Origin of the sequence: Maribacter sp. 1_MG-2023, from assembly GCF_030547005.1 — a bacterium.
Taxonomy (GTDB): Bacteria; Bacteroidota; Bacteroidia; order Flavobacteriales; family Flavobacteriaceae; genus Maribacter.
The window spans coordinates 22,307-35,789 of sequence record NZ_JAUOPN010000009.1 but is presented as its reverse complement, the minus strand read 5'-3'; the positions used below and the strand labels follow the sequence as shown (position 1 = coordinate 35,789).

At 33.5% G+C, this 13,483-nt stretch carries 9 protein-coding genes; 1 reads left to right on the top strand and 8 read right to left on the bottom strand.

Features of this window, described 5'->3' with window-relative positions; all coding sequences use genetic code 11:
• Positions 1 to 20: 20 nt before the first annotated feature.
• A complete protein-coding gene (gene nudK, locus Q4500_RS11305; protein WP_303599768.1) occupies positions 21 to 602 on the bottom strand; it encodes a GDP-mannose pyrophosphatase NudK in 582 nt (193 codons plus the stop codon).
• Between the two features lie 182 nt (positions 603 to 784).
• On the opposite strand from nudK, the gene Q4500_RS11300 reads away from it, so the two are divergent.
• Positions 785 to 2,353 carry a M81 family metallopeptidase gene (locus tag Q4500_RS11300; RefSeq protein ID WP_303599767.1) on the top strand — a complete coding sequence of 523 codons (1,569 nt, stop codon included), beginning with the start codon at positions 785 to 787 and terminating at the stop codon, positions 2,351 to 2,353.
• On the opposite strand, the gene Q4500_RS11295 is transcribed toward Q4500_RS11300, so the two are convergent.
• The 7 genes from Q4500_RS11295 to Q4500_RS11265 form a co-directional block, all read right to left on the bottom strand.
• Complete coding sequence (locus tag Q4500_RS11295) at positions 2,354 to 3,007, bottom strand: DUF2461 domain-containing protein (RefSeq protein ID WP_303599766.1); 654 nt, start codon at positions 3,005 to 3,007, stop codon at positions 2,354 to 2,356.
• Between the two features lie 109 nt (positions 3,008 to 3,116).
• The gene (locus Q4500_RS11290; RefSeq protein WP_303599765.1) at positions 3,117 to 3,632 is read right to left on the bottom strand and encodes a hypothetical protein; all 516 of its coding nucleotides are present in this window, start codon (positions 3,630 to 3,632) and stop codon (positions 3,117 to 3,119) included.
• An 825-nt stretch (positions 3,633 to 4,457) separates the two neighbouring features.
• On the bottom strand, positions 4,458 to 5,513 hold the full coding sequence (locus Q4500_RS11285; protein WP_303599764.1) for a class I SAM-dependent methyltransferase: 1,056 nt from the start codon (positions 5,511 to 5,513) through the stop codon (positions 4,458 to 4,460).
• A gap of 288 nt (positions 5,514 to 5,801) precedes the next feature.
• Positions 5,802 to 6,965 carry a DUF1624 domain-containing protein gene (locus Q4500_RS11280; RefSeq protein WP_303599763.1) on the bottom strand — a complete coding sequence of 388 codons (1,164 nt, stop codon included), beginning with the start codon at positions 6,963 to 6,965 and terminating at the stop codon, positions 5,802 to 5,804.
• A 24-nt stretch (positions 6,966 to 6,989) separates the two neighbouring features.
• Complete coding sequence (locus Q4500_RS11275) at positions 6,990 to 8,312, bottom strand: kelch repeat-containing protein (protein WP_303599762.1); 1,323 nt, start codon at positions 8,310 to 8,312, stop codon at positions 6,990 to 6,992.
• A gap of 130 nt (positions 8,313 to 8,442) precedes the next feature.
• A complete protein-coding gene (locus Q4500_RS11270) occupies positions 8,443 to 9,135 on the bottom strand; it encodes a hypothetical protein (protein ID WP_303599761.1) in 693 nt (230 codons plus the stop codon).
• Between the two features lie 161 nt (positions 9,136 to 9,296).
• Positions 9,297 to 13,364 carry a two-component regulator propeller domain-containing protein gene (locus Q4500_RS11265; protein WP_303599760.1) on the bottom strand — a complete coding sequence of 1,356 codons (4,068 nt, stop codon included), beginning with the start codon at positions 13,362 to 13,364 and terminating at the stop codon, positions 9,297 to 9,299.
• Positions 13,365 to 13,483 lie beyond the last annotated feature (119 nt).

Genomic DNA, 13,483 nt, shown 5'->3' with positions numbered 1-13,483 from the left:
GAAGAGTCGGCTAATAAGCTTTAAACTAACGAATTTAACTTTGCATGCTGTATCAGCATAATGGTTTTTGCATCTTTAATTTCTCCGCTCGCTACCATCTTCATAGCGACATTAAAATCTAACTCCAAAACCTCAATATTTTCGGTTTCATCGTCTGCTCCGCCGCCATCACTTACTTTCATACTTTCATCATACTCCCCCACAAAAAGATACACTATCTCGGTCACCGAACCAGGCGACATGTAGGTTTGAAATACTTTCTGTACGTTACTAATTTTATAACCCGTTTCTTCTTCGGTTTCTTTACGAACACAATCTGCAGGGTTGTCACCATCTAGAAGTCCAGCACAAACTTCTATCATCATTCCGTCTTGATTACCATTTACATACGTAGGCATTCTAAATTGTCTGGTAAGCACAACAGTCCGCTTTTTAGAGTTATACAACAAAATAGCTGCTCCATTACCTCTGTCATAAGCTTCTCGTTCTTGTGTCTCCCAAGTGCCATCAGCTCGTTGATACTTGAATGTATATTTATTTAGCGTATACCAATTATCAGAAAGTAGTTTTTTTTCTACGTCTTTTATGCTTCCGTTTTTCAACTCAATTGAATTTATAATTCGATTATAAAGATATAACTAGTACGTTCCAATTCATAAATAAAAAGGGTATTGTCTTCTCGCATATAACCTTAATAGCCTGAAAATTGTTATCCAGTAAAAACTCTTGCTATTTAAATCTCTTTTTCTTTATCTTATCAATGCTAACATAAACTTCCACTACCTTGAAACAATTCTACATCTACGTCATTTTACTTTTAGTATGTACAACCTCTTGTAAAGACGATAAGTCATCAAAAGAAGATAAAAAACTACCAAAAATTGCTATTGCCGGTTTAGGTATTGAAAGTAGCACCTTTTCTCCCGCTCTTTCCACTGAAGAGGCTTTTCACGCAAAAGTGGGCGATTCTGTTTTTAGCAGATACCCATTTTTACAACCAGACTCCATAAATAGAAAAAGAGCGGAATGGGTGCCAACTCTAGTTGGCAAATCGCTGCCTGGTGGTACTGTAACTCGTGATGCTTATGAGTCGTTGGTCACTAAAAGTTTGAAACTGCTGGAGGAAAATAAGCCTTATGACGGACTCTTCTTTGACATACACGGTGCAATGAGCGTTGTTGGTCAAGATGACCCTGAAGGTGATTTTATAGTTCGTATTCGCGAAGTTCTCGGTAACGATGTATTGATATCTACATCAATGGATTTACACGGTAATGTATCTGAACGTTTAGCTGAAAATACCGATTTAATTACCTGTTACCGCATGGCTCCGCATGAAGATGCTATTGAATCTAAAAAGAGAGCGGTTACCAATTTAATAGATCGATTAGAAAGTGGAAAAGGAAAACCTGCTTATAAAGCATGGGTTCCTGTACCTATACTTTTACCCGGAGAAAAAACAAGTACACGTATAGAACCTGGTAAGAGTCTTTATGCAGAAATACCTACAGTTGCCGACCAAGACGGAGTTATAGATGCTGCTATTTGGATCGGTTATGCTTGGGCAGATGAGCCACGTAACCATGCCGTGGTAATGGTTACAGGCGATGATAAGAAAAAGGTTGAAAAAGGTGCCGAGCAATTAGCTCAAAGCTTTTGGGATGTTCGTAATGAATTTGAATTTGTTGCGCCCACAACTACATTAGATGAAAGCTTAAAATTGGCATTAGCTAGTGATAAAAAACCTTATATGATCAGTGATATGGGCGACAACCCAACTGCGGGTGGTTCAGGTGATGTAACTTGGACTTTGAAAGAGCTATTGGCTAGACCAGAATTTAAATCTAAAAATGGAAAGTCTCTGATATATGCCTCAATACCCGGACCTGAATTTGTTGAAAAAGCGATGAAAATAGGTGTTGGCGGAAAAATTAAGGCGGAAGCAGGTGCAGCCGTAGATCATAGATTTGCAGGACCTCTTTTGTTAGATGGAACTATTACTGCCATTAAAGAAGGTGATACCAATGCGGAAGTTGAAGTAGTCGTTAAGGTTGGAAATATTGAGGTAATCGTTACCACAAAACGGAAACCTTATCACCACTTAAGTGATTTTACAAATTTAGGATTAGACCCTAAAAATTCTGATGTTGTTGTCGTAAAAATCGGTTATCTAGTGCCGGAATTATACAACATGCGTGGCGATTGGACTATGGCACTTACTCCCGGCGGAGTGGACCAAGACCTTAACCGTTTAGGGTATAAAAGAATTAAAAGACCTATGTTTCCTTTAGATAGTTTAATGACACATCCAGATTTAAAAGTAAGATGGATTCCTGCAGCTGATGCTAAATAACTAAACCGTAATCGCTTTATTTAAATAACGCCTAAACGGAAGCATTTCTTTATAGGCGTTTATTAATTCATCATCAAAAGAAGCCTTGTTGGTTTCCTTAGTAGAAAACTCATGAAAAACTGCAAAGGTTTTGTTTTTGAGTAATTCTATATGCTTATGATCCTTTGAAAAACCTTTAGGTACGTTTGTTAGTTTCGCATCTTCAAAGAGTTCGCCAAATCGTGTTTTGAAGGTTTTTTTGTTCAATATTTTGACAAAGTCTTCGCCGTCGTAATCAATAGCATCACGAACACTTCGCAATACTTTAGACTCAGGTCTCCATAATCCACCAGCGAAAATGCAATGTTCAATACCTAGTTCAAAATAGAAATCTGCTGTCTTTGGTTTCTTATCGAACCCAGCTCCAAAATGGTCTTTGTACACCGGTTTATTCGGATGAAACATCAGATTATTATTAATACGGTTAATTCCTTTTTTACCAGGTGTATCATAGTATTCGTCATCAATAGCATATAGTCTTGTATTCACACTATTTAACCAATCGATATATTCATCACGAACTTGGTGGTACCATTTACGATTGGCATCCATCCATTCCTTTGAATTGTTTTTCTGTAATTCTTTGAGGAATTCTATTTGATTTTTGAAACTCATAAATTGGTTGTTGGTTGTTGGTTGTTGGTTGTTGGGAAAAATAAATTCAAGTTCAAGAGACAAATTCAAATATTAAACCTTCTTAATACTTCATTCCTTTAAACAAAAGCTAACTTTGAAACCGGTTATCTTTTCTCACTTTTTTCTTTCCTCCTCCAAAGATACATCCAATGGAAACGCCAAAGTAACTATCCTGAACACTTCCTGCAATATTACCATTGGTCGTTTGTATTTTTGATTTAGGAATAATATTATACTCAAATCCAAGTCGAAATTTATCTAATTCAAATCCGCCTCTTGTTAGTATTCCAATTTTATCTTTAATTTTAGTTGAAGAAACTAAATCTCCACTAGAGCTATCTTCAATTGAAATTTGATGTAATTTACTTAACTTATAATAACCAATTCCTCCACCTACAAAAGGTTGTATTCCACTTGTTTCTTTGCGTAAATATCTATCAAAAGTAGCTACCAAAGAGGAGACTATATGTAAAATAAATCCTTCTTCTATAGTGTATTGAGAATTTTGTGATTCTTCAATATTTCTTCCTAATACAAAGGCTACTCCTAACCGTAGACCTATAGAATTATTCTCATTAATATTATATTTAGGTTCAATAGCCATTAAAACACCTAAACCTGAAGCTAGTGCAGCGCCAAAATCAACTCCGACAATAATTCTATTTTCTATTTAAGCTTGAAACGTCTGTAATAATAATGTAAAAACGACAAATAATATTTTTTTTTAATAACATATTTTTTTTGGATTGAGTAATTCTTGATGCATTTTACTGTTTATTTAAAAGTTAAACAGTATTACTGTGCATTAGCATAACTTTTTTATACTAAATAAAACCTTCATCATTTTCTGTAATATGACAGCTGTATTTCTTTTAAATATTAATTGACCAAAAATGCCTATAGCAATACTTGCTATTGAGTACTTGGGCAAGCTTAAAAAAGGATTTTACCTTTGTTATTCTTTTGTTAATTTTATTTATTTTCTTATCAGTAACATTTCTTTTAATAGTAACAAATGGACTTTTTATTAAATAGAGAAATGTCTGTTTACTGTCCTCATCAAATTCAACCAATCCGTATTTCATTTGCTCTACGGGCATCATTTTAAACGTTCCAAATATTCTGTCCCAAACAATAAAAATATCTGCATAATTAGAATCTGTATAAAACTGGTCTTACTGATGATGTACTCTATGATGGTTAATTCTTTTCTTAAAATTGAATGAAGTTTTCATTACCTGCTCTAATGAAAAAAAGAATACAATTAATCCAATTATAATATAGTTTGGGTCAATACTCAATAGTTTATTTAGTAAATCCATAGTTTAAATTTTTTACGCTATTTATCTCGTTATTCTCTTCAATTTTTACCTAATTCATAAATAAGAAAAACCACCATATAATGATGGTTTATGAACAAGTTGTTTATTTAAGGTCTGGCTTCTAGTATCAAGTTGAAAGGCGTTTCCATTGCTCTCTTGAATCTAGAAAAACCACCTTTGGTGATGACTTCTTTCAGTCTCTTTTCTCCGGCTTGTGCGCCTAATGCCAATCCTACTTCTTGATTTAGTGAACACGGTGTGCAAAGCATTGTTGAGAAAGCGTAAAAGGCTCTACCTACAGGATTCAAGTTTTCTTCTAAGGAATCTTTTGCAAAAGGCTCTACAATCATACAAGTACCATCAGGTTTTAAGGCTGCCTTGGTGTGTGCACATGCACCAACAGGATCTCCCATATCGTGTAAGCAATCAAAATACGCGATAAAATCATAATCGTTACCTGGAAAATCTTTAGCTGTTGCCACTTCAAAAGATATATTAGATAAACCAGCCTTCTTAGCTCTTTCTTTTGCTTGTTCGATGGATGCTGCATGAAAATCAAATCCAATAAAAGAAGAATTAGGAAATGCTTTTGCCATTATTATGGTAGAAGCTGCATGTCCGCATCCAATATCAGCTACTTTTGCCCCTTTCTCTAATTTTTTGACAAGGCCTTCCATAGCTGGAAGCCAACTAGAAATTAGGTTTCCTTCGTAGGAAGGACTAAAAAATTTTTCTGTTCCGCAGAATAGGCAATTGTTATGGTCTCCCCAAGAAACGCCCTCCCCTGTTTTAAAAGCTTCTTCTATTTTTGGCTCATCGTGGTATACTGAAGCAATAGCATAAAATGCTCCTGTCATAAAAACAGGACTCTTTCTGTTTCCAAAAACCATGGTTTGCTCTGGCGTCATAGAAAATGTTTGTGTATCGGCATGATATTGTACATAGCCAGATGCCGCTTGTGCCGATAACCATTCTCTCACATACCTTTCAGTGGTATTGGTTTTGGCAGCTAATTCATTAGATGATAAAGGGTCTGATTCTGATAGCGTAGTAAAAAGACCTAGCTTATCTCCAATTGTAATTAATGGACCGTTAGCTGCAGCACCCATTTCAGTTACTACTTTACCTAGTAAAGCGTGTAATTTTTCTTCATTTAATTCCATAAGATAGTATTTTAAATGGTTTATTTATATTGACAACATTGGTTGCCTATTGCAATTCGAATAGAGAAAACTGTTTGCTAAACAAGTTGAGGTAACTTGTATAATGTTAGCATAGCTCTGTACAATTTTATAATATTGTCAACCAGATTTCTTTCACTATTTATTCATTTTCTAGCAGTATTAATGAATGTCAATGATTCAACAACAATCTAGTGTTACAGAGTATATTTCCTTAAAAATTCATGTAAATAAAGGTTTCAGGGAAATAACCCTTAAATAACCTATCATTTACAAATAGCTTAGCCACCATTTATCGCGGTTGTTATTCTTATATTTCCAAAACCATTTACATAAAGGGTAAAGAGTTAGTGTTATAGCTATCGCTAAAATGTATACCACTACCAGATTAAACCCAAAACCTTGAAGGCTTTTTGTTAAGCTTATAAATAATTCAATAACCATCAATCTTGGTGAAAACCCCATTATTGTTGCTATGATTAAAGCAACTAAGTGAATGACAAACAGGTGAACGACGTAAAAAAACAATGGCACACGACCAATGATAACAATAGCATGGTGAATACGACCTTTCCAATTCTCGACAAAGGCTAGTAAAAGTATAGAAGGACCTAATGTTATCAGTAAATATAACAACGAAGGCGGATATTTAGAAACATTCATGAATGACAAAATCGTAGAAGTCAACGATTCAAAATTTGACCAACTATTCGGGTCACCATAAAAGTTTAATGCTCTAATAATAAAGAATAAACCTATTGCAGTTAAACCCAAGTAGATCAAATATTTCTTTCTAACTCTCGGGTCAAAATCTTGGGTATATAATACTCCAAAATGGTAACCAAGGGGCATTACAAAAACCCAAGGTACAAGAGGGTAGAAAACCATTATCGCGAAGTATTTGGTATCTATCGGGGCTTGTAAGTGAAGAATAGCCCATAGCCCATTCCAAGTTTCAGGTTCAAATCCATCCAATGCATTATGTCCGAATATCACTATTAAACTAACTGTAATCATGAGCCTTTTTGGGACATAAATAAATGCTGCTAAAAATATCATAGATACCCCAAGCACCCAAATTACTTGAAGTACATTCATAGTATAATCTAACTGAAACTGCCAGACGAATTGTACAATTGTTAATTCTAAAATAACAAGCCAAACGCCACGTTTTATCAGCCAAGTACTCAGTTCTTTCTTATTTTTTCTTCCTCCACTCAAATATGCCGAAGTACCCGCTAAAAAAACAAATACTGGTGCACAGAAATGGGTAATAAAACGGGTAATGAATAATGGAACAGTAGTCTGCAATACATCCGTAGGACTAAAAAAATAAGAATCGTAATGTAGAAATGCCCTTGTATGATCTAATGCCATTAACACCATAACAATACCTCTTAATAAGTCAATTGATTCTATTCTATTATTTTTCATGAAATTCTTAACTAGAGGTTTATTCTAATTCATTAACCACACATCATTTAAGTAGGAATCGGCAAGTATGCCTCCTCTGCCACCAATTACCCATATTTTATCATCAAAAACGACACAGGTATGTCCTCTTCTTTCGGTAAAAGAAACTTCTTCTGTTCTTTGGCTCCATGTTATTCCGTCAATACTCTGATAAATATCATTTTGGTTTAGCCGAGAATCACGGCCTCCTATAAGCCACATTTTATTATCAAAAACCACATTAGCGTGACTAGTTCTTCCTTCAATAGCTGTTTCTTCAGTGACTTTTATCCATTCACGACCATCGGCACTTTGCCATACATCATCTAACACACCTTGTAAACCATTAAATGTGCTTCCCCCAATAATCCATATTTTATCATCATAGACCATAGTAGTATGTCCATACCTTTCTGGAAAAGACACTGTAACATCTACCGGAGTCCACATTTCTCCATCACTACTTTGCCATATATTATTTGATAGTTTTGCAGATTCATCGAGACTACCAATAACCCATAATTTATCCTTAAAAACCACAGCAGAGTGGAGACCATTTTGAGGGAATGGTGAAGCACCAGTAATTTTAGCCCAAGTTTCCCCGTCAGAACTTTTCCATATATCTCTTAAAAAGTCCACACCGGTAAAACCACCGATAACATATATTTCATTATTAAAAACTACAGAAGTATGACCACTTCTTCTATGAAATGGCGCTTCTGCGGTAATTTGAGTCCATGTTTCCCCATCAGAACTTTGCCAGATATCGTTTAAATATGAAAAACCATCATACCCACCTATGACCCAAATTTTGTTATCAAAAACGACTGAAGTATGATCTGTTCTTTCTGAAAAAGCTGCATTTTCGGTTACTGGGGTTTCAGGTATCTGAAGATTTCTTGTTGTAAAACTGAAGGTCTCACTAGAAGTCTCATTTCCTTCGGAATCATTCGCTACCACTTTCCAGAACAAGTCTTGGTTTAATGGTAACCTTTCTTCTAGGGTAAAATTGGTTTCGTTTATAGTATTTGCCAAGCTAGTAGTGGGGTTGCTATTTTCATCCACAAACAATTCATAGGATATAGAATCTCCCTCAGGATCCACAGCTGCATTCCATAAAAAATTTGGCATTACATCTACGTCTGTTGCGCCATCTATAACAGCTATAAGCTCAAAGTCATCTGGTGCTTGATTGACTGTTTTATCTGGTTGATTAGGTGTTTCGCCTTCTTCTAAGATTACTTTATCATCATCACTTCTACAATTAATGAATATTGAGGATAATGTGATAAATGAAAAAAGCACCAAATACATTTTTTTTGTTTTCATCGTATTTGTTTTTGATTTTATAATAAATCGGTAAGAGTTTGGGAAATTATTTTCATTAGACATTTATAATACTACCCTGAAAGATTTTACAGCACTCCCTGAGTAGTATTTTATGCTAACAATTCCTTTTTTATTTTTCTAAATCAAAATGAGTAATCAATTCATCATGTGACATTTCACTAAAGTCATTGCTGTTTTTAGCAGAATTTACAGGAGAAGATGGAGAAGAAATAGAGGAAGCCGGAATTACAAATATTTTGAATTCTTCAAAAGTTACTTCTGTCAAATATGGATCTAGAGTTCCTAAATCATATAGATTTACAATATAATCAGAACTTGGACCACCAGACAGAACAGCAGTGCTTCCCTCTATAATTACCCTTGTTTCAAATAAAGTAGGTTCACCTATTCCAGGAACGGGTACCCACCTTTTTTTAGTTACAAAAGAATTTCCAGCGTTGGGTGTTTGAAAAATCTCAGCATAAAACCCTAAAACTAAACTCTCGTTTAATTCATTTAGCGATACACCGTCCATTGGGTAGGTAACACTACCCGTAGTAATGGTTTCTGACCCATATTCTAATAGTTGAACATCTGCATTACCATCTTCGCCATCTATACCATCAGTACCATCTACTCCATCTGATCCATCAACTCCATCTGATCCATCAGCACCATCAACTCCGTCGAGACCATCTGAACCAGTTTCACCTTGAGTACCAGCAGGACCAACAGCTCCATCTTCACCGTCTTTACCACAAGAGGTGATTGTTAATGATAAAATGATTAATGCGTAGGTAAAAAGTTTCATTGTAGTTTTCATAATGTTTGTTTTTATTATTATGATACAATGATATTTTGCTCTTGTAAAAAAGGCTTTTACATTTTATTCAATTGATAGTAGTATTCGTTCATTCGTAGAAAAAGATAAGCAGTATTATTGCATTTTATGCAAAAAAAACATCATAAATATTTGATTATCAATTATTTATTAATATCACTAGGAGAAAACCCAAATTCATCTTTGAAAGCTCTGCTAAACCAAGAAGGATCATTAAAACCAACTTCATAGGCTATTTCCGAAATTGTTTTATTGGTGGTTTCAATTAATTCTTTAGCTTTTTGAAGTCGAATAGAACGAATAAAAACCGCTGTAGATTTATCGGTAATGGCTTTTAGTTTTCTATAAATCTGAGATTCACTTAAATGCATTTCTTTAGCTAATTGAGATAGTCCAAAATCAGTATTATCCAAATTCTCATGAATGACTTTAATTATGAGTTTTAAAAATTTAGTCTGAGGATTTTCAATTTTGTTCTTGATTAGGGAAGCAAATCCGTTTTTCTCTAATTTACCAATCAGTTTTTTACGTATTAAAATCAATTGATTCAAACGTGTAAATAGTTCTTCTTTTATAAAAGGCTTTACCAAATAGGCATCAGCACCATGACTAAGACCAGTAAGTCGATCTTTTGTTGTAACCTTTGCCGTTAAAAGTATAATAGGGATGTGATCTGTGCGTTCATCTGTTTTTAAGGTTGCACAAACTTCATAACCATCTTTAATAGGCATCATTACATCAGAAATAATTATATCAGGTATTTTTTCAAATGCCATGTTTATTCCCATATTTCCATCACTAGCATGTATGGTATGATAATCGGATTTTAAACAAGTCTCTAAGTAATGGGCAACATCTAGGTTGTCTTCTATAAGCAAGACCAACGGTAATTTTGAATCAGTTTCTTCAAATAGCGATTCTTCTTTTAAAATTGGTATAGAAGCTTTTACAGAAGGCAATACGGTTACTTTGGAATTCTCAGTTTTGATTGAATTATTTGTGATTGGTATTTGAATTACAAAGGTACTTCCTAATGACACTGTACTAGTAACCGTAATACTCCCATTCATTAATTCAACAAACTCTTTTGTTAATGAGAGGCCTATACCAGTACCTTCTTGTTTTGTAGAAGTGCTATTACCTTGATAAAATCGGTCAAATAAATGAGCTATATCTTTTTCGGCTAAACCAAGTCCGTTATCTTGAACTTTTATGACTAAAAATTGCGAATCATCTAATTCAGTTTTATTGAGATGAACAATTACTTTCCCATTGGCAGATGTGAATTTTATAGCATTGGAAAGTAAATTTGAAATTATAGAAGCTACTTTATTAACGTCTAGATCCATCTGTAGAAATTCAACTTCAGAATAGACAGTTAGGTTTATTTTCTTGCTCTCTGCCAATGAATGAAAACTTTCGCTTAAATACTTAATAAACGGAATAACATCTATCTGTATTAGATTTAGCTCCATAGACCCATTTTCTATTTTTGCCAAGTCTAACATTTCATTTACCATTTCTAAAAGACTATTTCCATTACGAAGGATTATATTCAAAGAATTTTTGTCAGATACCGAAATTGTACTTTTTAGATTGTTTTTTAAATTTTGCGTCATCCCTAAAATTACCGTTAAGGGAGTTCTAAATTCGTGAGTGATATTTGTATAAAGGCTACTTTTTAAATTGCTGACTTCTTTAAGTCTGGTACTTTCCGCCACGGCTAACTTTCTAGAAAGCTGAAAACGATAAAAATAGTAGGAAAAAGAAGAAATAGTAATTAGGTATATCGCATATGCCCACCAAGTTAACCACCAAGGGGGTAAAATAGTCAAGTTCATAGTTAGAGGGTCTTGATCCCATACTGCGCCTCTAGAAAAACCATTTACTTGTAAGGTGTAATTACCTGATGGAAGATTCAAAAACTGAATTTCGGGTTCCTTTAAAAAGGTCCAATCAGAATCTGTAGGTAATAACTTGTATCCGTATTCTACATTTTTATTAAGTCTATAATCTATAGATGAGAATTGAAGAAAAAATGGAAATTGATTATGCTTGAATTCTAGGTTATCAGTTTTTTGTAATGATTGTTTTAATATGGAATTAGCATTATTACTGACTTTTAATGATTCACCTTTTATATGTAATTCTGAGAAATATAATTTTTGAGGTTTATCAATTTTCTCTAAATCATTTGGATGATAGTAAGTAACTCCTCCAATACCGCCCATATAAATCACCCCTTCCTGATCCCTGAACCTAGCATGTATATCAAATTCTTTACTTTGTATACCGTCTGCAATACCAAACTGCTTGAAGCTATTATTTTTAGGGTCAAAACGTACTAATCCATCATTGGTTCCCATCCATAGGTTATCATTTTCATCATCTTGAATACTATAGACCACATCATTGCTAAACTGCTTTTGCTGTGTCCAAGATTTAAATTTTCCATTACCTAAATATTGACTAAAACCTTGGCGCGTGCCTAACCAAATTCTGTTCTGTTCATCAAATAAAATATCATAAACAGAATTGTGAACCAATGAACTTTCATCACCTTCAATTTTAGAAAAATTGGTAAATATAAAATGCTCATAATCTGTTTCGCTAAAATTCATTTTAGAAAGACCAGATTGGGTGCCGACCCATATATTGTTTTCATTATCTACTTTTATACAATCTGTAAAATCATTTTTTAATGAATTTCGATTATCAATATCATTTTTATACCTAAAAAAGGTATAATCTTTTTCATTTGAAAATTCTAAACGAAAAATACCATGACCATATGTTGCTCCCCATAGATTGTTATTTTGATCAAGAACAATATCTTTTATAAAATCTCCATTGATAGTGTTGTTATTTTCTGGATTATGATGGAATACTAAAAATTTAGGATTATTTGGATTAAATGTTTTTAGGTCAATCATATTCAACCCTCTTGTGGTGGCCAACCATAATCTTTGATTTATTTCATCTTTGATAATTGCTCTTACTACGTTACCAGAAATACCATTACGATTATTTTGATTATGTATAAAATGGTAGGCTCGACCTTGCCTTATTAAATTTAAACCTCCATCAGATGTACCAATCCACAAATCGTCATTATCTTTAAAAATGGAAAAAATAACATTATCACTAAGTAAATGATCTCCTTTAAGATTTTTAGAAATATTCTTAAAATGAGGCTCTTCTAAATCGACAAGGTTTAAGTAGTTTGCTGTACCAATTAGCATTTGATTACTAGAAATTTTCAATAAAGTCTGTACGGTTCCATTACTCAGTCCATTCTTTTTATCCTCTGAATATAAAATTTTGTTTAAGACTTTTTGCTGTTCCCAATCAAAGAGATAAACACCGTTACCTGTTCCTACCCAGATACTGTGGTCATCATTTTTTAAAAAATCTAAAACATGTTTTGTTGGTAATTCATTTTCAGTACTCAGCTCGATTAATTTGAGCTGTTTTTTGGTAATATCATACAAGTAAAATCCATAATCACTACCAATTAAAAGATGATTTTTTATTCGATAGAGCGCTTGGACATTGCCTTGAACCTTAACAATTTGTGTTGGGTCATTTTCTAATATGTTTAATTTATCAAAAGCATAAATATTACCTGTAAGATCACCGGTCCATAGTATATTTTCCTTATCAATTAATACACTACCAATAGGTATACCTGCTAAATAAATTGTTTGTTCAAAAGAACCTTTATTGGTTTTCTTTAATTTATGAAGCCCAGAAATACGTGATCCAACCCAAATATTATTTAGATTGTCTTCTGCAATAGCTGAAATGATTTCATTATTATCAAGAGAATTTTTCAATTTAACTCGATGAAATATGTTCAAGTCTGGATCATAATAGTTCAAGCCATTACTTATCGTACCTACCCAGATTTTCCCTGAAGTATCTTCAAGTAATTTATTTATTAAGTTACCAGAAAGTGTTAATGAATCTTGCTTACTGTATTTAAATTGCTCGAATTTTTCACCATCAAATTTATTTAATCCGTCTTGAGTGGCAATCCAAACAAAGCCACACTGATCTAATAATAGGTCATTAGAAGATACTTGCGAAAGGCCATCTTCTAAAGTGAAGTATTTAATTCTCGGTTGGTTGATCTGCGAAAGAATACTACTATAGCAAAATAGTAGAAACAAACTAAAAAGGACAAATTTAAGATTTGTAACTCTCCGCATAGTAGGTTTTTAGTGGTCCTAAAATAATCTTATCAGGTTTAAAAAGAAGTCTGTTTATAATTCTCTTAAAACCATTATCGATTAATATACGGAATCATAATTACTATGATGTAAAACTT